At 69.6% G+C, this 21,239-nt stretch carries 19 protein-coding genes; 6 read left to right on the top strand and 13 right to left on the bottom strand.

Features of this window, described 5'->3' with window-relative positions; all coding sequences use genetic code 11:
* Positions 1-15 precede the first annotated feature (15 nt).
* Complete coding sequence (locus AC5JCN_RS22630; protein ID WP_495757348.1) at positions 16-516, top strand: DUF3429 domain-containing protein; 501 nt, start codon at positions 16-18, stop codon at positions 514-516.
* Between the two features lie 7 nt (positions 517-523).
* Here the strand turns inward: AC5JCN_RS22630 and pdeM are convergent, their stop codons facing one another.
* Genes pdeM through AC5JCN_RS22615 form a run of 3 tightly spaced genes read right to left on the bottom strand, consistent with a single transcriptional unit; the run spans position 524 to position 4,499 of the window.
* Positions 524-1,255, bottom strand: a complete 732-nt coding sequence (gene pdeM / locus AC5JCN_RS22625; RefSeq protein WP_495757347.1) for a ligase-associated DNA damage response endonuclease PdeM — start codon at positions 1,253-1,255, stop codon at positions 524-526.
* Positions 1,252-3,807: a ligase-associated DNA damage response DEXH box helicase gene (locus tag AC5JCN_RS22620; RefSeq protein WP_495757346.1), complete on the bottom strand. Its 2,556-nt coding sequence runs from the start codon at positions 3,805-3,807 to the stop codon at positions 1,252-1,254. The genes pdeM and AC5JCN_RS22620 overlap by 4 nt, the downstream gene beginning before the upstream one ends.
* A gap of 59 nt (positions 3,808-3,866) precedes the next feature.
* The gene (locus tag AC5JCN_RS22615) at positions 3,867-4,499 is read right to left on the bottom strand and encodes a S24 family peptidase (protein ID WP_495757345.1); all 633 of its coding nucleotides are present in this window, start codon (positions 4,497-4,499) and stop codon (positions 3,867-3,869) included.
* A gap of 147 nt (positions 4,500-4,646) precedes the next feature.
* Between AC5JCN_RS22615 and AC5JCN_RS22610 the strand changes: the two genes are divergently transcribed.
* Entirely contained in the window at positions 4,647-5,000 is a 354-nt protein-coding gene (locus AC5JCN_RS22610) for a DUF952 domain-containing protein (RefSeq protein ID WP_495757344.1), read from the top strand.
* Positions 4,997-6,088 (top strand): quinone-dependent dihydroorotate dehydrogenase, encoded by a 1,092-nt coding sequence (locus AC5JCN_RS22605; protein ID WP_495757343.1) that lies wholly within the window; start codon positions 4,997-4,999, stop codon positions 6,086-6,088. The genes AC5JCN_RS22610 and AC5JCN_RS22605 overlap by 4 nt, the downstream gene beginning before the upstream one ends.
* 3 nt (positions 6,089-6,091) lie before the next feature.
* Here AC5JCN_RS22605 and AC5JCN_RS22600 read toward each other — a convergent pair whose 3' ends face one another.
* Both AC5JCN_RS22600 and AC5JCN_RS22595 read right to left on the bottom strand, forming a co-directional pair.
* Entirely contained in the window at positions 6,092-7,435 is a 1,344-nt protein-coding gene (locus tag AC5JCN_RS22600) for an MATE family efflux transporter (protein ID WP_495757342.1), read from the bottom strand.
* Positions 7,432-7,698: a DUF6460 domain-containing protein gene (locus AC5JCN_RS22595; RefSeq protein WP_495757341.1), complete on the bottom strand. Its 267-nt coding sequence runs from the start codon at positions 7,696-7,698 to the stop codon at positions 7,432-7,434. Before AC5JCN_RS22595 ends, AC5JCN_RS22600 begins: the two co-directional genes overlap by 4 nt.
* Before the next feature lie 108 nt (positions 7,699-7,806).
* On the opposite strand from AC5JCN_RS22595, the gene AC5JCN_RS22590 reads away from it, so the two are divergent.
* Entirely contained in the window at positions 7,807-8,751 is a 945-nt protein-coding gene (locus tag AC5JCN_RS22590; RefSeq protein ID WP_495757340.1) for an alpha/beta hydrolase, read from the top strand.
* A 3-nt stretch (positions 8,752-8,754) separates the two neighbouring features.
* On the opposite strand, the gene AC5JCN_RS22585 is transcribed toward AC5JCN_RS22590, so the two are convergent.
* Positions 8,755-9,420, bottom strand: a complete 666-nt coding sequence (locus tag AC5JCN_RS22585) for a response regulator transcription factor (RefSeq protein WP_495757339.1) — start codon at positions 9,418-9,420, stop codon at positions 8,755-8,757.
* Between the two features lie 204 nt (positions 9,421-9,624).
* Here AC5JCN_RS22585 and AC5JCN_RS22580 point away from each other — a divergent pair, with 204 nt between their 5' ends.
* On the top strand, positions 9,625-11,256 hold the full coding sequence (locus AC5JCN_RS22580; protein ID WP_495757338.1) for a hypothetical protein: 1,632 nt from the start codon (positions 9,625-9,627) through the stop codon (positions 11,254-11,256).
* A gap of 33 nt (positions 11,257-11,289) precedes the next feature.
* On the opposite strand, the gene AC5JCN_RS22575 is transcribed toward AC5JCN_RS22580, so the two are convergent.
* The 5 genes from AC5JCN_RS22575 to AC5JCN_RS22555 form a co-directional block, all read right to left on the bottom strand.
* Positions 11,290-12,975: a cisplatin damage response ATP-dependent DNA ligase gene (locus tag AC5JCN_RS22575; protein WP_495757337.1), complete on the bottom strand. Its 1,686-nt coding sequence runs from the start codon at positions 12,973-12,975 to the stop codon at positions 11,290-11,292.
* Positions 12,972-14,051 (bottom strand): ligase-associated DNA damage response exonuclease, encoded by a 1,080-nt coding sequence (locus AC5JCN_RS22570; RefSeq protein ID WP_495757336.1) that lies wholly within the window; start codon positions 14,049-14,051, stop codon positions 12,972-12,974. The genes AC5JCN_RS22575 and AC5JCN_RS22570 overlap by 4 nt, the downstream gene beginning before the upstream one ends.
* A gap of 134 nt (positions 14,052-14,185) precedes the next feature.
* Positions 14,186-14,485 (bottom strand): hypothetical protein, encoded by a 300-nt coding sequence (locus tag AC5JCN_RS22565; protein WP_495757335.1) that lies wholly within the window; start codon positions 14,483-14,485, stop codon positions 14,186-14,188.
* A gap of 181 nt (positions 14,486-14,666) precedes the next feature.
* On the bottom strand, positions 14,667-16,397 hold the full coding sequence (locus tag AC5JCN_RS22560) for a lysine--tRNA ligase (RefSeq protein WP_495757334.1): 1,731 nt from the start codon (positions 16,395-16,397) through the stop codon (positions 14,667-14,669).
* Between the two features lie 108 nt (positions 16,398-16,505).
* A complete protein-coding gene (locus tag AC5JCN_RS22555; protein ID WP_495757333.1) occupies positions 16,506-17,213 on the bottom strand; it encodes a transporter substrate-binding domain-containing protein in 708 nt (235 codons plus the stop codon).
* Between the two features lie 266 nt (positions 17,214-17,479).
* On the opposite strand from AC5JCN_RS22555, the gene AC5JCN_RS22550 reads away from it, so the two are divergent.
* Positions 17,480-19,381: a glycosyltransferase gene (locus tag AC5JCN_RS22550; RefSeq protein WP_495757332.1), complete on the top strand. Its 1,902-nt coding sequence runs from the start codon at positions 17,480-17,482 to the stop codon at positions 19,379-19,381.
* On the opposite strand, the gene AC5JCN_RS22545 is transcribed toward AC5JCN_RS22550, so the two are convergent.
* Positions 19,326-19,922 (bottom strand): SCO family protein, encoded by a 597-nt coding sequence (locus tag AC5JCN_RS22545; protein WP_495757331.1) that lies wholly within the window; start codon positions 19,920-19,922, stop codon positions 19,326-19,328. The two genes, AC5JCN_RS22550 and AC5JCN_RS22545, sit on opposite strands and share 56 nt — an antisense overlap.
* A gap of 46 nt (positions 19,923-19,968) precedes the next feature.
* Complete coding sequence (locus tag AC5JCN_RS22540) at positions 19,969-20,976, bottom strand: Gfo/Idh/MocA family protein (protein ID WP_495757330.1); 1,008 nt, start codon at positions 20,974-20,976, stop codon at positions 19,969-19,971.
* Positions 20,977-21,239: the final 263 nt, after the last annotated feature.

The raw sequence follows: 21,239 nt of genomic DNA, 5'->3' as shown, positions 1-21,239 counted from the left end.
TTTCCGGAGATCCGCATGACCCACACCCATCCCGGACATATCGACCCGAAGGACGACCGCACGATCCCGGCCGTGGCGCTGCTGCTCGGCCTCGGGGGCGTCGTGCCCTTCGCCGCCCTCGCAATCGTAGCCTGGTTCGAATGGGAGCGGCACGCGGGCTTGCCGCCGGGCGCCGCACGCGCCGGCCTGGTCGCCTATGGCGTGGCCATCGCGTCCTTCCTCGGCGGGGTGCGCTGGGGCGTGGGCCTGATGCACGGGGATCACGGCCGCAGGGCCTGGCTGCTCGGGATGTCGGTGCTGGCGCCGCTGGTTGCGTGGCTGGCCCTGTTCATGCCGCGCCCGCTCGACCTCGTCGTGCTGATCGGCTGCTTCCTGGTGCTCGGCGTCTCCGACGTGGCGCTGGCCTCGCGCGGCACGACACCGCGCTGGTACGGCTCGCTCCGGCTGATACTGACGGCGCTGGTTGTTGCCGTGCTGATCTTCGCCCTCGCGATGCTGCCGCTGTCGCAGTACTGAACGGCGCTCAATCAGGCCAGAGCTGGCGGCCGGCAACGGCGTAGACCCGTCCGTCGCCGAGCATGTGGGCAATGAAGTCGCGGCCGGGGAAGAGTGGCGCGAAGGCGTCGTCGAGCACGTTCAGCCCGCCGGCATAGCTGCCGAAGGCGGGCATGACGCAGCGCCGCCCGTCCGAGACGAAGCAGCGGCGGCGCACGGCCCTGCCCCGCCCGCGCACCTTGCCTGCGGGGTGCAGGTGGCCGGCAATCTCCGGGCCATCCGCCCGCGATCCCGGGGTGTGGCGGAAGGTGACGCCGGCCAGGCTGAGGATCTCGAAGACACTGCCGCCCAGTTCCACCGGCGGCTCGGGATCATGGTTGCCGGCGAGCCAGATCCAGTCCCGTCCCGTCTGAAGCGAGCGCAGAGCGGCGAGATCCTGCTGATCCATGCGTGCCATGGCGCCACGGTCGTGCAGACTGTCGCCGAGCACGCAGACGAGGGACGGGTTGTAGATGCCGACCACGCGGGCGAGCGCCGCGAGGGTTGCGCGGCTGTCATAGGGCGGCAGCATCTGGCCGCGGGCCGCGTAGGCGGAGCCTTTCTCGAGGTGCAGGTCGGCGACGAGCAGCAGGCTCTCGCTTTCCAGGTACAGCGCCCCCGCGGCGTCGGCGACGAATTCGAGCCCGCCCACGGCGAGCGAGCGCACCGGAGGCTCCGTGCCTGCCGTGCCGTCTCCGATCCGTCCGGGCCACACCGTCACGCGCCAGCTTCCTCCATCAGAACGGCCTCGGCCTCGGCCAGAATCTGGTCGGAGGCTTCGCCGTAAACCGTCTCCCGGCCGATCTCCAGCATCACCGAGATCGAGAGCGGCGAGACCCGGTCCAGAGCCTTGTGCACGATTCGTCCCCTGATGCGCGAGAGCATTGCGGCGAGACGCCGCAGATCGAGGAGGCCGGTGGCGGCGTCGGCGCGCGTCGCCTTCAGAAGAACGTGCTGGGGCTCGTGCCTGCGCAGCACGTCGTAGAGAAGGTCGGTCGACATCGTCACCTGCCGACCCGTCTTCTCCTGGCCGGGGAAGCGGCGCTCGATCAGCCCGGCGATGATGGCGCAGTGCCGGAAGGTGCGCTTCATCAGCGCGGACTCCGCCAGCCACTCCTCCAGGTCGTCTCCCAGCATGTCCTCTCCGAACAGCGCGGACAGCGACAGCCGGCCCTTCTCGATGGCGAGCGAGATGTCCGACAGGCCCCAGACCGCGATGCCGTAGTCGGTGGCGACGAAGCCCATCGGCTTCAGCCGCGCCCGCTCCAGCCGCCGCGTCAGCAGCATGCCCAGCGTCTGGTGCGCGAGGCGGCCCTCGAAGGGGTAGGCGACGAGGTAGTACCGTCCGCTGCGCGGAAACGTCTCGACCAGCATCTCCTCGCGCCGCGGCAGCACCGACTTTCGCCGCTGTGCCTCCAGCCAGTCGGAGACGCCGCCGGGCATGCGGCCCCACTCGCGTGGATCGGCGAGCATGCCGCGCACGCGGTCGGCGAGGAAGGTGGACAGCGGGAACTTGCCGCCGGCATAGGAGGGGATCATCGGGTCGGTGCCCGGGGAAGCCCGGGAGACGAGCACGTCCGTTTCCGCCAGCGCCTCGAAGCGCAGCACCTCGCCGGCGAAGATGAAGGTGTCGCCTTGCCGCAACGTCTCGGCGAAGTACTCCTCCACCTCGCCGAGCACCCGTCCGCCGCGGATCGGGGCGGCGGGCATTCCGGCCCGGGCAGGGCGGCCTCGGCCCAGCCGCACCTTGAGCATCGGCTCCTCGACGATGGTGCCGACATTCATGCGGTAGTGCTGGGCAAAACGTGGGTTCGCCACGCGCCAGAGCCCGTCGCGTCCCTTCCGGATCTTGGCGAAGCGCTCGTAGCTTCGCAGCGCGTAACCGCCCGTGGCCACGAACTGGACGACGTCGTCGAAGTCCTCGCGCTCGAGCCCGGAATAGGGTGCGGCGGAGGCCACCTCGGCGTAGAGCGCGTCCGCGTCGAAGCCACCCGCACAGGCCATGCCGAGCACATGCTGGGCCAGCACGTCGAGGCCGCCCGTGCGCGGCTCAGGCGTGTCCTGCGCGGCGGCTTCGACGGCATCGAGCGCTGCGCGGCACTCCATGATCTCGAACCGGTTGGCGGGGACGAGCAGCGCCTGGGACGGTTCGTCGAGGCGGTGGTTGGAGCGACCGATGCGCTGCATCAGCCGGCTTGCACCCTTCGGCGCGCCGATGTTGACGACGAGGTCGACGTCGCCCCAGTCGATGCCGAGGTCGAGCGTCGAGGTGCAGACGACGGCGCGCAACTGCCCGGCCGTCATCGCCGCCTCGACCTTGCGGCGCTGGCCGACGTCGAGAGAGCCATGGTGCAGCGCGATCGGCAGGGCCTCTTCGTTGATGCGCCAGAGCTCCTGGAACATGAACTCCGCCTGCATGCGGGTGTTGACGAAGATCAGCGTCGTGCGGTGCGCGAGGATGGCCCTGTAGACGGCGGCCATGGCGTGAAGGGCCGTATGGCCCGCCAGCGGCAGCTTGTTAGCACCTTCCATGATGCGGATGTCGGGCCTGGCGCCGCCGACCACCGTGACGAGATCGCCCATCGGCTGCGCGTCCCCGGGTACGCCGGGCACCTGGGACACGAGCCACCGCCGCAGCTCGTCCGGCTCGCGGACGGTGGCGGAGAGACCGACGCAGGACAGGCCCGGCGCCAGTGCCCGCAACCGTGCGAGGCCGAGCGCCAGCAGATCGCCCCGCTTCGACGTGACCAACGCATGCAGCTCGTCCAGCACCACCCGCCTGAGGCTGGAGAACACGTCCGCAGCCTCGCGGTGAGCCAGCATCAATGCCAGCTGCTCCGGAGTGGTCAGCAGGATGTCCGGCGGGCGCTCCATCTGCCGCGTGCGCTTGTGGGCGGGGGTGTCGCCCGTGCGCGTTTCGATTCGGACCGGCAGGTCCATCTCGCGGGCGGGCGCCTCGACATTGCGGGCGACATCCACCGCGAGGGCCTTGAGCGGGCTGATGTAGAGGGTATGGAGGCCGGGCTTCGCGACCTTCCGCCCGCTTTCCTGGCGCCTGCCGCCGGCCAGCTCGACGAGGCTCGGCAGGAAGCCCGCCAGCGTCTTGCCCGCGCCGGTGGGAGCGACCAGCAGCGCCGACCGCCCTGCCCGCGCATGGGCCAGCAGGGTGCGCTGGTGTGGCCTGGGCTCCCAGCCCCGGCTCGCGAACCAGTCGGCGAACAGCGGCGGGAGTTCGTCCTCGTCGTTGGCGAAAGCGGCAGCGGCGTCTGACACCCGCCAGAGCTAGCGCGGCGGTGGCTGACTGTCATCCCCGCAGGCGCTGGGCAGCATGGCTACTGGCTGGCCCAAAGGATGCGCGCGATCCACGTCACGTGCTGTAATGGGATGGTGCGCGGCTCGTGCAGCGGGTTCAGGGAGGTGAGCTCGATCACCTTTGCGGTCCGGCGCGCCAGTTCCTTGACCAGCACCTCGCCCTCGGTGGTTTTCACCACGACGCGGTCACCCTTCCGAACGGCGGCAGAGGGAGAGCAGATGATGCGGTCGCCGTCGCGATAGAGCGGCAGCATCGAATCGCCGGTGACCTCGAGCGCGTAGACGTTGCCGTCGGGCAATTCGGGGAACACCACCTCGTCCCACCCCTCGCCGACCGGGAAGCCCCCGTCGTCGAAGAAGCCGCCCTGTCCGGCCTGGGCGAAGCCGAGGAGCGGGATCGACCGGCCCGCGAGGCGCTGGGCTCCCGCGGAAACGATGGACATGAACTCGTCCAGGCTCGCACCCGTGGCCTCGAGCACCTTGGCCACCGACTCCGTCGAGGGCCATCGAAGCCTGCCGTCGGGCGAAACGCGCTTGGACTTGTTGAATGTGGTCGGGTCGAGGCCTGCCTTTTTGGCCAGGCCCGATGCGCTCAGGCCGTACCGCGACGCGAGCGTGTCGAGCGCGCTCCAGATCTGATCGTGAGAAAGCATGGACCACTCCGGAAGGATCAATGTCCCGGAGAAAGGAATTAAAGCCTTTCCTGACAAATTGCAACCGGGTTGTGCGCCGCGCCGGGAAATCGCCGTTGCAGCCGCGGTTCCGGCCGCTTAAACCGGATTCGGGAGCGTCTGGTCACCATGATCTTTAAAATCTGTCCGAAGAGCCTGTGGGAAGAGGCCGTCGCCGCGCGGGTGTTCTACGGAGCCCCCGTCGATCTTGCGGACGGGTTCATCCACTTTTCCACAGCGACCCAGGTGGCGGAAACGGCGCGCCGCCACTTTGCCGGGCAGCACGATCTCGTGCTCGTCACGGTCGAAGCTGCTGGTCTCGGCCCGGCGCTGAAATGGGAAAAATCGCGCGGCGGCGAACCTTTTCCGCACCTCTACGGTCCGCTCCCGATCAGCGCCGTCATGCGGACCGATCCGCTGCCGCTCGGCCCGGACGGCGAACACGCCTTCCCCGCCGATCTCATCCCGGGCGGAGCGGCGTGAGCGGGAGGCTCGCGGCCGCCCTGGGCGGCCTGGCGCTGCCGGTCCTGCGCCGGCTAGATCCCGAGACCGCCCATGGCCTGACCATCCGCGCGCTGGCCGCCATGCCGCCCGTCCCACCCGGCCCGGCCGACCGTCGGCTGCGTGTCAGCGCTTTCGGGCTCGACTTCCCGCATCCGGTCGGCCTCGCCGCGGGGTTCGACAAGCATGCCGAGGCGCCTGCGGCGCTGCTCTCGCTCGGCTTCGGCTTCGTCGAGATCGGCACCGTGACGCCTCTGCCGCAGCCCGGCAACCCGCGCCCTCGGCTGTTCCGCCTGCCCGAGGACGAGGCAGTCGTGAACCGCTTCGGCTTCAACAGCGAGGGCCACGCCGCCGCGGCGCGCCGGCTCAGGTCCGCCCGGCCCAAGGGGGTCGTCGGGGTCAATATCGGGGCCAACAAGGACAGCACGGACCGGGCCGCGGACTATGTGAACGGCATCGCCGCCTTCGCCGGCCTCGCCTCCTATTTCACCGTCAACGTCTCCTCGCCGAACACGCCGGGTCTTCGCGACCTGCAGCACGAGGCGGCGCTCGACGATCTCCTCGCCCGCTGCATGGAGGAGCGTGAGCGTTCGGCACCGGGAACGCCCGTCCTCGTCAAGATCGCACCCGACCTCGCGCTGTCGGACCTCGACGCGGTGGTCTCCGTGGCGCGGCGCCGCAAGGTCGACGGCCTTATCGTCTCCAACACCACCATCGGGCGTCCCGCCGGATTGCGCGGCGAGGCCAGGGGCGAGACGGGCGGTCTATCCGGGCGGCCCCTCTTCCCGCTCGCCACACGCATGCTGGCGCAGACCTACGTGCGCGTGGAGGGCGCATTCCCCTTGATCGGCGTCGGCGGCATCGACTCTGCCGACACCGCCTTCACGAAGATCGAGGCGGGGGCGACGCTGGTGCAGCTCTACACCGCGCTGGTGTTCAAGGGGCCGGGCCTCGCCGGCGACATCGCCGCCGGCCTTTCGCGGCGGCTCGCGGACGAAGGGCTCGACAGCCTCGCCCCGGTCGTCGGACGGCGGGCTGCCGCCCTCGCCGCTGCGCCCGAAACGGTCTGAATCTCAGGCGAAGGAAGTACGCGCCAGCCGCGGGAAGAACGCTGCCTGGCCGATGGCGCGGACCGCCAGGAAGGCCAGGAACGCCGTCCAGAGCCCGGCATTGCCGAGTCCATTGAGCGAGAACAGCACGGCCGCGTAGAGCGCGAAGCTGAGGAGCATCAGGTCGCGCATGGCCCGAGTCCACGTCGCGCCGATATAGATGCCGTCAAAGGCGAAGGCGGCCGCCCCGGCGATCGGCGCGGCAGCCGCGAATGGCAGGAACACCCGCGCCGCCTCGCGCACTTCGGGGCTCGTCGTCAGCGCGTCGATGAACAGTCCGCCGAAACCATAGGCCAGCGCCGAAATGGCGAGGCCCGTGCCGACGCTGAGCGCCAGCACCAATCGAACTGCCTTGTGGAAGCCCGCGCGGTCCCGCGCGCCGACGGCCTGCCCGCAGATCTGCTCGGCCGCAGTGGCGAAGCCGTCGAGAAAATAGCTCGAGACGAGAAAGAGGTTGTAGAGCACTGCGTTGGCCGCGAGCGTGAGGTCGCCGGCGCGGGCGCCCTTCGACGTGAAGATGCCGAAGGCGACGAGCAGCGTGACCGTGCGGATGGCGATGTCGCGATTCACCGCCAGCATGCGCCGCATCGCCCGCCAGTCGAAGATCTCGGCCGACGACAACCCCAGCGAGAAGCCGCCGATGCGCCGCACCAGCAGGAGACCGGCGACCGCTCCCAGGATCTCGGCGATCAGCGTGGCCAGCGCCGTGCCGGCGATGCCGAGCCCGAGCACGGGAACGGCGATCAGCGTCAGCCCGATCTTGGCAACGTTGATGCCGACCTGCAGCATCAGCCCGAGGTCCGTCCGCGCCCGGCCGATGAGGGCGCCGAGCACGGCATAGTTGGCCAGCGCAAAGGGCGCCGCCCAGATCCGCACGCCGATGTAGGTGCGCGCCGCCTCGGTCACTTCAGGGCTGGCGTCCATCAGCCGGAACGCGATCGCCATGATCGGAGCCTGCAGCGCGATGAGCACCACGCCGAGGGCTCCGGCGAGCGCCAGGGCCCGGGCCAGCGCGCGGGCAACCTCCCGGTCGTCGCCGGCACCGTGGGCCTGCGCGGTCAGCCCCGCAGTGCTCATGCGCAGCGAGCCGAGGCCCCAGAACAGCAGGTCGAAGACCACGGCGCCGATGGCGACGGCGCCGAGCAGGGGCACCGAGCCGAGCCGGCCGATGACGGCGGAATCGACGATCCCGAGCAGCGGCTCGGTGACATGCGCAGCCATCATCGGCAGCGCGATCGTGACGATCCGGACGAGGCGTGCGTCGACCTTGCGCGCCCGTGTGGGCGCGCCGGTGTCCGCTTGAATCACTTCCGGCCGCTCATCAGCCTGAGCACGAGCCAGACGGGGATGACGATCACCGCGCCATAGATGAAGTAGGTGCCGACTGTGCGGATGGCGCCGAAGCCGAGATTGTAGAGGTGTTCGGCGAGCTCGCGGATCCCGCGCAGCAGATCGGGCGGCGTCAGGCCGAACAGGGCCAGGAATGCGCCGACCACGATGGACATGAAGATCAGCTTCATGGCCACGGCGGCAGGCGGTCCGCCCAGCAAGCGCGTCAGCGTGTTCGACATTCCTCGTCTTCCCGCATGCTTTCAGGTTCGGAGACGGCCGGTCGCGCCCGTCGCGATTTTCATGGCAAGTTGCCGCCACGAACGCAACCTCGCCGACCGGAGTCTCCGATGTCCCTCGATCCCGAACCGTTCCGGCCCGACGCTATCGACGCCGAGACGGCCGCCTTCAACGCAGACCTGCTGGCCACGCTGAAGAAACTGCCCGACATGTGGTCGGTACCGCCGCAGGTTGTAAGGGACAATCGCAAAAAAGGGATCGGCCCTTTCCCGTTCGCGCCCAAGAGCCCTCGCGCGCAGATGATCGAGATCGAGGGCAAGGGCGGCCCGATTCCGCTGCGTGTCGTCGCGCCTGAAAAGCCGTCGGGGGCCTATCTCCATATCCATGGCGGCGGCTGGACCGTGGGCAGCGCCGAACTCCATGACGACATGCTCGAGGAGTTTGCGACCTCCTGCAATCTCGCCAGCATCTCCGTGGAGTACCGGCTGGCGCCGGAGGACCCCTACCCCGCCGGGCCAGACGACTGCGAGGCTGCGGCACTCTGGCTGGTGCGGGAAGCGCAATCCCGTTTCGGAACCACACGCCTGCTCATCGGTGGCGAGTCGGCCGGTGCGCACCTTTCGGTCGTCACGCTGCTGCGCCTGCGCGACCGGCACGGGATCGTTCCCTTCGCAGCCGCCAACCTCAACGCCGGGTGCTACGACCTCGCTGGCACTCCCAGCGCCCGGCGCTGGGGCAGCGACAAGCTGGTGCTGAACACGCGCGACATCTTCCAGTTCGCGGCATTCTACCTCCGGGCCGGGGGCGACCTGCGCGATCCCGACGTTTCGCCCCTCTACGCGGACCTTGCGGGCCTGCCGCCTGCGCTCTTTACGGTGGGCACGAATGATCCGCTGCTCGACGACAGCCTGTTTATGGCGGCGCGCTGGACCGCGGCCGGCAACCGGGCCGACCTGGCCGTGTGGCCGGGCGGCGCGCACGTCTTCACGACGTTCGAGACCGGGCTCTCCCGGAAAGCGCGACGCAGGATCACGGATTTCCTGGCGGCGGCGTGAGGCTCAGGCGAGCGGCACCGGCTGTCCCGCGGCGATCTTCGACGCCGCGATCACGGCCTGCGTCCGGCTCTCCACCCCGAGCTTCTGCAGGATGGCGGAGACGTGCGCCTTGATGGTTGCCTCCGAGACGCTGAGCTCGTAGGCGATCTGCTTGTTGAGGAGGCCCTCGGACAGCATCATCAGCACGCGCACCTGCTGCGGCGTCAGGCTGCCCAGCCGCTTCACGAGGTCTGTCGTCTCCCGGTCCACGGGACCGTTGAGATCCACGTCCGGCGGGGTCCAGGCACCGCCGTCCAGCACGGTGCGGATGGCGCCGCGCATGGTCTCGACGTCCACGGACTTCGGAATGAATCCCGACGCACCGAACTCGATGCAGCGGCGGATGACGCCACGATCCTCGTTGGCGGACACGACGATAACCGGGGTGCCCGGGTGCTGGGCCCGCAGGTACATCAGGCCGGAAAAGCCCTGCACGCCCGGCATGCTGAGGTCGAGCAGCACGAGATCGACATCCGAGCCGCGGCCGAGATGGCCCGCCACTTCCTCAAAAGTCCCTGCTTCCAGCACGTCGGAGCCGGCGACCACGCCCGTCACCGCCTCGCGGAGAGCGCCGCGCACCAGGGGATGGTCGTCGGCAATCAGGATCGAGATGTCGCTTGCGTCGGCCAAGGTTTCCCCCGTTGTCCCCTGCAGGTCTGCGCGCTGAGCTTTCGCATTTTTCTTTCTTATGTTCCGCAAGGCACAGGTCCCGCAACCGTGTTTGCCCGTATGCGCCTGCGCATTTTTGCCGATGCTGCGCAAGGTCGGCCGCTTGCGCCCGTCGTCCGGCGCTCCCAAGGTGCGCCGCATGGGACATGAGTCGAGAGAAGCGTGATGCCCCCGCCGGGATCAGGGCACGCCAGGCTGGCCGGGCTCGGCCTGTTCGTCGTGGCGCTGTCGTCGGTGCTGGGGCTGGTGCTCGACCGCATCGGCGTTTCGCCGCTGCTGCTGGCGACGCTCGCCACGATCATCGCGACCGGCTGCGTCCTCCTCGCCGGGATCACCGGCGGCACGATGCGCTTCCCTGATTTTCTCGACGCGGGTCGCGGCATCAGCGGCTCGAGCGGCTCGCTCGTCTTCGCCATGGTCGCCGCACCCGCCTTCGGCCTCGGTTCCGGCGCGCCGGTCGCGGTGGGCCTCGTGCTCCTTGCGGTGGCCGGCGGACGGATCCTGCAGGCGAGCGGGGCGGCGGGTTGGGCGGACTATGTGCGCATTCGCTTCGGCCATCGCCCGCTTTCCGCCCTGGTGGCGCTGCTCGTCGCCGCGGCGGCGCTCGGTATCGCCTGCGCCGGCGCGGCGCGCCTCGTCGACCTCGTCAGTGCCGCCACCGGCATCTCGCGCGGCGTCGCGGCCATCGCCTGCGCCGCCATCGTTGCGGTCGTGGTGGTTCCCGGCGGTGCCAAGGGGCTCGTTCGCTCCGCGCTGATGTCGGGCATCATCGGGCTCGCCTGCGGCATCATCCTCACGGCGGTCGCCGTCAGGGCCGGCGTGCTGCGCGGCACCGACCTGACGGCCGTCTTCTCGGGCGCGGACTGGATCGTCCCGGCGCTGCTCGCGGCGATGCTTCCGTCGACGGCCATGGCGGTCGGCACGGCACGCAACGCGGGCGCCGCGAGCCGCGGCCTGCTCGGCGCGGCGCTGCTGGTGCTGATCCTCGACCTTGTGACGCCGACCACCGGCGCCGGGCTCATCGGCGCTGCCGCCCCTGCCGTGCTCGCCTTCGCCGGAACATTCACCGCGGTCGCCGGCCTCTGCCTGGCCGCGGGCGCCGCGGTTTCGCGCGACCTGCCCGGGCCGCCGGCGCGCTACACGCCGCTGTCACGCCGCTTCGCTGCGTTGCGCCTGGCGACGCTGCTTGCAGCGGTTGCCGCGTCGGCCATCGGCGGACTGCGCCCGGACCTCGCCCAGCTGGCGTGGGACCCTGCCGGAACCGTGCTGCTCGCCGCTGTACTTCCGGCTGTCTTCACGGGCCTGCTATCAGCCCGTGCGGGGCCGTCCGCCGCCTGGGCGGCGCTCGTCGCGGGAGGCGCGGTTGGCGCTGCCGTCCAGGCCGGCTGGGTCGTCCTGCCCGGCGGCGCGCCGCTGGCCGGTGTCTGGGGAGCCGCCGCCGGGCTCGCCGCAGGCCTGACCATGGCAGCGATCCGCCCCTCCGGCATGGCCTCAGGCGGCTTTGACGAGGCCCCGCGAGAGGAGGCTCCATCCGCGCAGGGCGAGCCAGACCAGCGTCACGACATTGCCGAGGATCATCAAGGCAACGACGAGGGCGAGCGCGACGAGAGGGCGTTCGACCAGGAAGAAGAGCGCGGCGGCGGCGAGAAACCCGGCATAGAGGTCGACGAGCATGACCGTGCCCCAGCGCTCGCGGGCCACGATGGCAACGGCGTCGAGGAGCCCGGTCGGGCCGAGACTGGCCCAGACGATCGAAGCGCCGAGGGCGAGGGCCGCAACAAGGAACAGAACGCGTAGGACCATGGTTGCTCTCCCGCCGGGACGGGAGGTCTACGTGCCGTCGGCCGTTGCGGTTTGCACGCGGCTCTGCTCAATGCGCCGGATCAGCCGCTCGAGCGTCTCGAGCCGGTCGGCCTCGGCAGGGGGCTTGTCCCACCGGATGCGGGCGACACGGGGAAAGCGCATGGCAACACCCGACTTGTGGCGGGACGATTTGGCGATGCCCTCGAAGGCGATTTCCAGCACCAGCCCGCGCTCTGGCTCATGCACCACCTCGCGCACGGGGCCGAAGCGGTTCACCGTGTTGCGCCGGACGAAGCGGTCGAGTTCGGCGAGCTCGGCGTCGGTAAAGCCGAAATAAGCCTTCCCTACCGGGACGAGCTCGGCGTCTCCCTCCGTGTCCCGCCAGCAGCCGAAGGTGAAGTCGGAGTAGAAGGAAGAGCGCTTGCCGTGGCCGCGCTGGGCGTACATCAGCACGGCGTCGACGACGTGCGGATCGTGCTTCCACTTGTACCAGAGCCCCTTCGGCCGCCCGGGCACGTAGGGACTGTCCGCCCGCTTCACCATGCAGCCCTCGACGGCCGCCGCGTCGTCGCCCGCCCCGGCTCCGGCCGGATCCGAGCGCGCCGCGGCGAGATCGTCCCAGGTCGAGAAGGGAATGAGAGGCGACACGTCGAAGCGCGGGCGTGGTTGCGCGAAGAAGGCCTCCAGACGTTCCCGGCGCGCGCGGAACGGCATCGCCCTCAGGTCCTCGCCGCCCAGCGTCAGGGCGTCGTAGGCCCGGACATGGGCGGGGAATTCGACCAGCATCTTGGGCGACACCGCCACCCGGTTCAGCCGCTGCTGCAGGATGTTGAAGCTCTGCACCCGGCCTTCGCGCACGACCAGCAACTCGCCATCCAGCGCGCCGTCGAAATCGATGGCCTCCACGACGTCGGGAAAGCTGCGGGAGATGTCCTCGCCGGTGCGCGAGTAGAGCCGCGCCACGCGCCTGCCGTCCGGCCGCGTGCCGCCGACGGCCTGCACACGGATGCCGTCCCACTTCCACTCGGCCGTCATGGCGGCGGGGTCGAGGGTGTCGAAGTCGCTCTCTTCCAGCCCGTGCGCCAGCATGGGCGGGCGGAAGGGCGCCGGGTCGCTCGCCTCGGGCTGCGGACCGCGACCCTCCGCCCAGGCGAACAGCGTCTCGTAGGGTGGCTCGAGTCCGTGCCAGACCTCCTCGACGTCGTCGGGCACCAGCGACCCCAGCGCCGCCACCGCGCTCTTGGCGAGGCGGGCGGAGACGCCGATGCGCAGGCTCCCGGTGATGAGCTTCAGGAGGGCCCAGCGGCCGGTCTCGTCCAGCCCGTCGAGCCAGCGCGCGAGCAGCCCGGGCAGCTCCGACTTGCCGACCGTCTGCAAGCGCTCGACCACCTCGGCGAGGCTGGGCGGCGGAAGGTTGTGACCCGGGCCGGGGGTCTCGGACGGAGCAGGCCATAGCAGCGCGACCGTTTCGGAGAGGTCGCCCACGTAGTCGTAGGAGAGGCCGAACAGAACGGGATCCGTCCGTTCCGCGATCAGCGCGCGGATCAGCCCCGGCTTGGCGTTGGCGAAGCTCAGTCCGCCGGCCATCGCGGCAAGGGCGAAGCCGCGCTCCGGGTCGGGCGTCGTGCGGAAGTAATCCGTCATGAGCCGCAGCTTGGCATTGCGGCCGGGCTCGTAGGCCAGGCGGTCGAGGAGGGCAGCGAACCGGTTCATGGGGTGGCCGGACGCTCCGAGAGGAGATCGGCCCCCGGCGCGGCGGCGTCGCCGGGCGTGCCCTCCGGCTCCGCCTCGCCCTCGTCGCCATAGCCGACGAGGTGCAGCGGCCGGGCGCGGATCCCACGCTGGATGCACCAGTGCACCAGGGCATCCTCCTGGCCGTGCGTCACCCACACCTCTCCTGCCCCGGTCTCCAGGATGGTGCGGGTGAGGTCGTCCCAGTCCGAATGGTCGGAGACGACGAGCGGAAGCTCGACGCCCCGCTGGCGCGCCCGGGCGCGAACGCGCATCCAGCCGGACGCGAAGGCGGTCACGGGGTCGGGGAAGCGGCGCGACCAGAGATCCTGGATCGAGCCGGGCGGGCAGACGACAATGGCGCCCGCCAGCCCGGCCCGTTCACGGAGCCCAACCTTGGTGACTTCGCCGAGGTTGATCCCCTCCGACTGGTAGTAGGCGGTCAGCTTCTCCAGCGCGCCGTGGATGTGAATGGGCCGGTCCCATCCCGCCTCGCGCAGAAGCGCCATCAGCCGCTGCGCCTTTCCAAGCGCATACGCGCCGACGATGTGCGTGCGCTCCGGGAAGAGCCGGACCGAGGCGAGCAGCTTGGCGACTTCGGCGCGCGTGTCGGGGTGCCGGAACACCGGCAGGCCGAAGGTCGCCTCGGTGATGAACACGTCGCAGGGCACCACCTCGAACGGCAGGCAGGTCGGGTCCGGCGCGCGCTTGTAGTCACCCGACACGACGATCCGCAGCCCGGCCGCCTCGATGGCGATCTGCGCCGAGCCGAGCACGTGTCCCGCGGGATGAAACGTGGCCGTGACGCCGCCCAGGCCGATGGGGAGCCGCAACTCGGCCACCTGGGTCGAACCGGCAAAATCCTCGCCGTAGCGGACCGCCATGATGGCGAGTGTCTCGCGCGTGGCGAGAACGGCGCCGTGGCCGGAGCGGGCATGGTCCGAGTGACCGTGCGTGATCAGCGCTCGCGCGACGGGACGGACGGGATCGATGTGGACGTCCGCGACAGGGCAATAAAGGCCCGCCGGCGTGGGCGTGAGGAGGTCGCTCGGCCGCATCCACCCAACATAGGGCGGCCTGCGGCAGCTTTCCACGCGAGGCGTGGCACCGGACAGAAAAAGGCCCCGCCGGGGCACGGCGGGGCCTGAACGGGCGGTCGGGAGGGCTGGGACAGGGGACCGCCCGAACTCGATTACTCGCAGATGGTGCGCCGCTCGATGCGCCAGGCGTTGCCGGTCCAGACCTTGCGGCGGACCTGGTAGCACTCTTCGGCCGGCTCCTGGATCAGCGTGGGCTCGCGGCTGGCTTCTGCGATGGCACCAAGCGCAAGCGCTCCGGCGGCGACCCCCGCGACCCCCCAGCCATATTCGGATTGCCACCTCGCCTCAGCCGGGCCGCAGGCGGCGAGCGCTGCTGCGGCGAGCACCACGGCGGCCACCAGGCCGGGGGCGCTGCGGCGGTAAAAGCCGGTCACGGAGTGCTGCGCTGTCATGCGGCGCCTCTCGTCGATCTCTTGGCCGGCTCATCCGGCCATGTGATCGATCATGAGGGGTCCGGCAAGAACGGGCTGTGCGGCACCGCACATTGCAGGGGTTGAACCGGCACAAGTCAGGCGTGCGGCATGCAGCGTTCTATCTCGAACGCCGCTGCCTCGCAGCCTCGGCCGTGCGCTGTCACGCAGCAGGCTTGCGTTGCGACAGGAATGCCTCGTGCTCGCGGGCCAGGTCGCCCGACAGGCCCTTCTCGATCAGCGCGCGGGTCTCTGCCACGCCGTAGAGCGCGATGAACGAGCCGAATCGCGGGCCGCGCTCGGCGCCGAGCAGCACCTTGTAGATCGTCTGGAACCAGCGCTGGGACACGCCGGGCCGTCCGTCAGGGCTCTTCGACTTTCCGCTCGTGTCCGGGAAGTGGCGGCGGCCGACCTCGTAGACGACGGCCTGCAGCGCGTCCGCGTCGGTCGAGCCCTCGTGGGGGGCGAGCGTCGCGGACAGGTCGGCAAGTGCCGCCCGCTCCTCGTCGTCGGGCATGTGGTAGACCTTCGACGGGCGTACGAAATCGCGGAAATAGGCGACCGCGTAGCCGACGAGTTGGTCGAGGCGGGGATGGTCCGCCGGGGACACGCCCGGCGCATAACGGCGGATGAAGCCCCACAGCACCTGCGGATCCTCGGAATTCGCCACTGCCACGAGGTTGAGCAGCATCGCGAAGGACACGCTGGTCGCCGGCGCCTCGCCCCCTGCGGCCTGCAACGTCTCGGGGAGAGGCGGATTGCCGGTATGGATGTGCCAGACCGGGTTGCCGAGCCGCTCCTTCACGGCCTGGCCGGGATAGCGCTCGAGAAACGAGAGATAGTCGTCCGCCTGCCGCGGAATGACGTCGAAATAAAGCTTCTTCGCCTCGCGCGGCTTGTTGAACATGTAGAGGGCGAGGCTCTCGGGGCTGGCATAGGCCAGCCAGTCGTCAATGGTGAGCCCATTGCCCTTCGACTTGGAGATCTTCTGGCCCTTCTCGTCGAGGAAGAGTTCGTAGTTGAACCCCTCCGGCGGTGCGGCGCCGAGCGCGCGGCAGATCTCGCCGGAGAGCTTGACGCTGTCGATCAGGTCCTTGCCGGCCATCTCGTAGTCGACGCCGAGCGCGACCCAGCGCATCGCCCAATCGGGCTTCCACTGCAGCTTGCAGTGCCCGCCCGTCACCGGCGTCTCGTAACGCTCGCCCGTGGCAGGGTCTCGCCACGTCACCGTGCCCGCTTTCGCATCGCGCTCCTCGATCGGCACCTGCATCACATGGCCGGTCACAGGGTGGAGGGGCAGGAAAGGCGAATAGGTCTGCGCCCGCTCCTCGCGCAACGAGGGCAGCATGATCGCCATCACCTCGTCGTAGCGCTCCAGCATCAGCAGCAGCGTCTTGTCGAACAGGCCGGCGCGGTAACACTGCGTTGCCGAGAGAAACTCGTATTCGAACCCGAAACGGTCGAGGAAGGTGCGCAGGCGGGCATTGTTGTGCTCGCCGAAGCTCGGGTGGGTTCCGAACGGGTCCGGCACCTTGGTCAGCGGCAGGTTCAGGTACCTGGCGACCATCTCCTTGTTGGGGATGTTGTCGGGTACCTTCCGCAGCCCGTCCATGTCGTCGGAAAACGCGACGAGGCGGGTCGGAATGCGGTCCTGCGTCAGCACGCGAAAGGCGTGGCGGACCATGGTGGTGCGCGCCACCTCGCCGAACGTGCCGAGATGCGGCAGGCCGGAGGGGCCGTAGCCCGTCTCGAACAGCACCTGCTTCTGGCCGGTCCTCTCCACCCGCGCCACCAATTTGCGCGCTTCCTCGAACGGCCAGGCCTGCGACTCGGCCACGGCGGCGGCGAGGTCTGCGGGCGCGAGCATGTCAGGGGAGGCGTGGGGCGCGGTCATCGGTTTGGCTTTCGCACGGAAGTTGGACCGCCGGACCCGTTCCGGCGGAAGCGGCGCACACTAGGAAGCGAAAGCGCGGGAATCAATCGCGCAACAGGCCACAACGCGTCAGTAGAAGCCGACCGGGAAGTAGCGCAGGTAGATTTCTGCGAACGTGCCCTTCTCCGCGAGCTTCTGCAGGGCGTAGTCGACGGCCCGTCGCAGGACGGGCTCGTTGCGCCGCATGGCGACGGCGACGCCCTCGCCGAAGTAGCGGCTTTCGGTGTAGGGACCGCCTGCAAAGGCGCAGCAGCCCGCGCCCTGGTCGCTGTTGAGCCAGATCGCCAGCGTCAGCCCGTCCGCGAAGACCGCATCGGCCTCGCCCGCCACCACGGCTCCGCGTGCCTTTTCGAGGTCCGGGAAGGCGACGACGACTGCCTTGGGGAAGAACGACGCAAGGAACGCCTCGTGCGCGCTGCCGCCCAACACCGCGACCTTGCGTCCCGCAAGGCCTTCCGGTGTCGGATCGAGTTGCACGCCTTTCTTGATGACGAAGCGGGCCGGCGTGCGCAGATAGGGCGAGGTGAAGGCAAAGTCCTTCCGCAGGGCCGGGCTTGGCCGCACATTGGCGATCACCGCGTCGCCCCTGCCCTCCTTCAGCGCCTCGAACAGCGTGTCCCACCGCCGTGCCTGGATGGTGCAGGCCACGTTCAGCACATCGCAGACGGCACGCGCGAGGTCGACGTTGAAACCGGCGAGGCGGCCATCCTCGGTCTGGAAATTGAGCGGCGGATACTCGTCCTCGGTCATGAAGCGGATGACACGCAGGCCCGCCATGTCGGGCTTCTCCGGCCGGAGCGACGGGTCCCAGAAGTTGGGAATCGCGGGAGAAGCCGATTCCGAGGCGAGTGCGCGCGGAGCGAACGCATTGCCGTGCCACGCAAATATCCCGGCGAGCACGATGGCCGCTACGGCAGCCCGGCGCACGCGCCGATGCGCGCGCCAGTTCCGAGCGGGTTGGTGGAAGGCGGCTCTCACTCGGCGCATCATCGAGAGGTTCCGTTCATTCCGGGGCCTCGTTCCGCCAGCCAGCGGAGACCAGCATGTTGCATTGGGCGGTCGGCTCGCGTCGAAAATCCGGTCCTGCGTCCTCGCCGGCGCTGAAGGCAGCTGCCATCGCCGCCGGTGCTTCCCTGCCGGGACTTGCCCGCGCCGAGTCGCTGGCGGCATCTCTTCGTGTTCCTCTCGACGTCGTTCTTGTCAACGAGGGCATCGTGTCGGAAGAGCGGCTTTACAGGGCCGTCGCTTCGCTGCTGCGGCTGACTTTCCTGCCCGAGTGCCCCCGCCTTGCACCGCCCGGCGATCCCAGCGCCGCCCGCACCGCCGGCTCGGCACCTTGCAGCAACCCGCGCGAGGCCGGGTTCGACATCGTTCTGGCGCCGCGCGGCCGTGCGCTCGCGCTCCTGCTCGACACGCTCCGGGAGGCCATGCCGCCGGGCGCCCGCATCGCGGTATCCACCCCATCCGCCTTTTCCGCCGCCCTGAGGCAAAGCGACGAGCGCCGCATCGCGCGCAGCGCAGCGCGGACGGTGGCGGGACGTTCGCCAAGCCTGTCTGCCCGCGGCCGGCCAAGGACCTACACGTTCATGATCCTTCCCGCCGTGATGCTGGCGCTGGTGCTGACCGCCGTCCGCTGGCCGGCAGTCGGCGACATCGTCGCGGCGTTCTTTGCGCTGCTTTTGCTGTCGACGGCGTTGCTGCGGATCATCGGCGTCGTGACCCCGCGTTCAGCCTGGATCCCGGCCCGCCTGAAGGATCGGGACTTGCCGGACTACACGGTCCTCGTCCCGTTGTTCCGGGAAGTCGAGATCGTGCCGCAGCTCATCGCCGCGCTGCGGGAGCTGGATTACCCGCGCGCCCGGCTCGACGTGAAGCTCCTGCTGGAAGAGGACGACCGGCCGACCCTCGCCGCGGTTCGCGCGATGCGTCTCCCCGGCTTCATCGAGGTGGTCGTGTGCCCGCCGGGCGTACCGCGCACCAAGCCGCGCGCCCTCAACATCGGCCTCGCCAGCGCCCGGGGCACACTTGTCTGTGTCTTCGACGCGGAGGACCGGCCCGACCCGGGCCAGTTGCGGTTGGCGGCGGAACGCTTCGCCTCGGATCCCGATCTGGCATGCCTCCAGGCCTCGCTGATCATCGACAATCCCGGCGACGGATGGCTCGCCCGGATGTTTGCCCTGGAATACGCCGTCCTCTTCGACGTTCTCCTGCCCGGCCTTGCGGCGCGCGGGCTTCCGCTGCCGCTGGGAGGCACCTCGAACCACTTCCGGCGTGCGGTCCTGGAACAGGCCGGAGCGTGGGACGCCTGGAACGTGACCGAGGATGCCGACCTCGGCCTCCGGCTGGCGCGGCTCGGCCTGCGGACGGAAACGCTCGCCTCCGTGACGCGGGAAGCCGCGCCGGCCCGCCTGCGCGTCTGGTTCTGGCAGAGGACGCGCTGGCTGAAGGGCTGGATGCAGACGGCGATGGTGCACGGCTTCGCTCCCGGGCAGAGCCTCGGCGGCTACCGGCTGGCCGATCGCCTCACCGTGCTGAGCCATGCCGCAGGAACGGCGGGCACCGCTCTCTTCTTTCCGATCGGTACCGTCGCCCTGCCACTCTGGCTCATGGAGGAAACATCAGCGGACGAAGGGCGGGTGCTCCACGCGGTCTCGGTGTCGCTCGCCTGCACGGTGCCGCTGCTCGGCTTCTTCGCGATGATATGGCCGCCATGGCTCGCAGCACGGCGCCGCGGGCTGCGCTTTGGCGTTACGGACGCGCTGCTCCTGATACCGTATTACCTGCTGGTCTCGGCGGCGGCGTGGACGGCGCTGGTCGAACTCTTCACCGCGCCATCCCACTGGCGCAAGACCGACCACGCCCCGGCAGCAAGCACCGGCCCGGCGCACCTCACATCATCTGTTCCAGCTGCTTCGCCGCGTCGGCCGGCGGCTGCGAGAGGTTGAAGCCGTTCACGAACTGCCCGTTCTTGTCCATCAGATAGACCAGGGCCGTATGGTCCATGGTGTAGTCACCGCCTTCGGTCGGGACCTTCTTGGAGAACACCCGGTAGGCCTTCATCATCGGATCGAGTGCGGCCCGATCCCCGGTCAGGCCCCGGATGTGCGGGTCGAAGCTCGACAGATAGGCCTTGATATCCGCGACAGTGTCGCGCTCGGGATCGACAGTGACGAAGAAGGTCTTCAGGCCGTCGGCCTTCGGTCCCAGCGCCTTGTAGATGAGCGTGATGTCCTGAAGCGTCGTGGGGCACACGTCCGGGCAATGGGTGAATCCGAAGAAGACCAACGATGGCGACCCGGCCAGGTCCTTTTCCGTCACCGTCTTCCCGTCCTGGTCGACGAGTGTGAACGGGCCACCCACGGCGCTGACATGGGTCGCGCCCGGACCTGACGGCGCGAAGACGACGTAAATGGCGAGCCCGAGCGCCACCACGCCGAACAGGAAGGCGAGGAGCGGAAGGGCGAGGCGGGCGGCACGCGAGGTCATGTCGGTTCCATCCGGCGGTCACATGCACCAGGCCAGCACGGCCGAGTCACGGCGCCTCCCAGCGTCCGCTTTCGCCGGAGCGGAAAAACGCGTCGATGATGCGCATGTTCTGGACAGCATCCTCGATCGGCCAGTCCTGCTGCGCCTCGCCCAGCACCATGCGCGAAAAGGCGTCGCCCTGCAGCGTATACTGGTCGCAGGGCGCGATTTCCTCGGTGACGATGCCGCCGCCCTCGAGATCGGATCCATCGTCGACGAACAGCCGCGTGACGGCATTCGGCGGGGCGTTGAACGGAATGCGCACCTCCACCCGGCCCCGGGTGCCGCAGATCTGGACGCGCTGGTAGGGCACCAGCTGGGTCGCGCAGCAGAAGCTGAGCTGGCGCCCGCCCGGGAACTCGGCGAGACCGCTCGTGACGCGGTCGATCCCCATCACGGGGTCGCGGTCGAAGACGCCGACCACGCGCTGCGGCTCGGCCCCGAAGATGTAGCGCGCGGTGAGAATGGCGTAGCAGCCGACGTCGTAGAGACCGCCGCCGCCGATGTCGGCCTTGTTGCGGACGTTGTCGGGATCGGTGAGGTGATAGCTGAAGAAGGTCTGGATGGACCGCACCTCGCCGATGCGCCCACTCATCGCGATCTCGCGCGCCCTCTGCCACTGCGGGTGGAAGCGCACCATGAACGCCTCGGCGACGATCTTGCCGGTCCGCTCGCGCGCGTCCACCAGCTGGCGCGCCTCCTCGGCGTTGAGAGCCACCGGCTTCTCGCAGAGGACGTGCTTGCCCGCCTCCATGGCCTGGATCGTCAGCGGCACGTGCAGATGGTTGGGCAGCGGATTGTAGACCGCCTCGATGGCGGGATCGGCCAGCATCTCCTCGTAGCTGCCATAGGCCTTGGGGATGCCGAGCGTGGCAGCGACGTCCTTCGCCCGGGCGAGATCGCGCGACGCAATGGCGTCGATGCGGCTCACCTCGCCCCGCATCATGGCGGGGATCACCTTCTCGGTGCCGATCCGCGCCGTGCTGATGACGCCCCAGGAAACCGTCCGGCTCATGCCTCATCCTCCCTCGGGCGCCCATTGACGGCGCCGCTCGTTCCTCGTCCGTCGATAGGCCGTGCCGCCGCCGCGGGCAAGCTTGGACAGGGCATCTGGTGGCCATCGATGCGCACGAGCGAAGTTTTCGTCCGACCAGTTTTTTCCAGTGCCGCCGCTCGGGATTTTCGATCCGTTTGCCGCACGGGAAGACGGCCAAGCCCGTGTCTTCCTTCTCAAACCCGCCCCGGCACCCTACATCCAGCCTCGATTGCGCCCCAGTG

It is taken from the genome of Alsobacter sp. (assembly GCF_059501845.1).
Note: the sequence above shows the minus strand (reverse complement) of the source record. Positions and strands in the feature narration are given on the sequence as shown.

Coding starts and splice junctions, on each gene's coding strand:
- AC5JCN_RS22630 (WP_495757348.1), top strand. CDS start 16: ATGACCCACACCCATCCCGGACATATCGACCCGAAGGACGACCGCACG.
- AC5JCN_RS22615 (WP_495757345.1), bottom strand. CDS start 4,499: ATGCTTTCTCACGATCAGATCTGGAGCGCGCTCGACACGCTCGCGTCG.
- AC5JCN_RS22610 (WP_495757344.1), top strand. CDS start 4,647: ATGATCTTTAAAATCTGTCCGAAGAGCCTGTGGGAAGAGGCCGTCGCC.
- AC5JCN_RS22595 (WP_495757341.1), bottom strand. CDS start 7,698: ATGTCGAACACGCTGACGCGCTTGCTGGGCGGACCGCCTGCCGCCGTG.
- AC5JCN_RS22590 (WP_495757340.1), top strand. CDS start 7,807: ATGTCCCTCGATCCCGAACCGTTCCGGCCCGACGCTATCGACGCCGAG.
- AC5JCN_RS22580 (WP_495757338.1), top strand. CDS start 9,625: ATGCCCCCGCCGGGATCAGGGCACGCCAGGCTGGCCGGGCTCGGCCTG.
- AC5JCN_RS22575 (WP_495757337.1), bottom strand. CDS start 12,975: ATGAACCGGTTCGCTGCCCTCCTCGACCGCCTGGCCTACGAGCCCGGC.
- AC5JCN_RS22570 (WP_495757336.1), bottom strand. CDS start 14,051: ATGCGGCCGAGCGACCTCCTCACGCCCACGCCGGCGGGCCTTTATTGC.
- AC5JCN_RS22565 (WP_495757335.1), bottom strand. CDS start 14,485: ATGACAGCGCAGCACTCCGTGACCGGCTTTTACCGCCGCAGCGCCCCC.
- AC5JCN_RS22560 (WP_495757334.1), bottom strand. CDS start 16,397: ATGACCGCGCCCCACGCCTCCCCTGACATGCTCGCGCCCGCAGACCTC.
- AC5JCN_RS22555 (WP_495757333.1), bottom strand. CDS start 17,213: ATGGCGGGCCTGCGTGTCATCCGCTTCATGACCGAGGACGAGTATCCG.
- AC5JCN_RS22550 (WP_495757332.1), top strand. CDS start 17,480: ATGTTGCATTGGGCGGTCGGCTCGCGTCGAAAATCCGGTCCTGCGTCC.
- AC5JCN_RS22545 (WP_495757331.1), bottom strand. CDS start 19,922: ATGACCTCGCGTGCCGCCCGCCTCGCCCTTCCGCTCCTCGCCTTCCTG.
- AC5JCN_RS22540 (WP_495757330.1), bottom strand. CDS start 20,976: ATGAGCCGGACGGTTTCCTGGGGCGTCATCAGCACGGCGCGGATCGGC.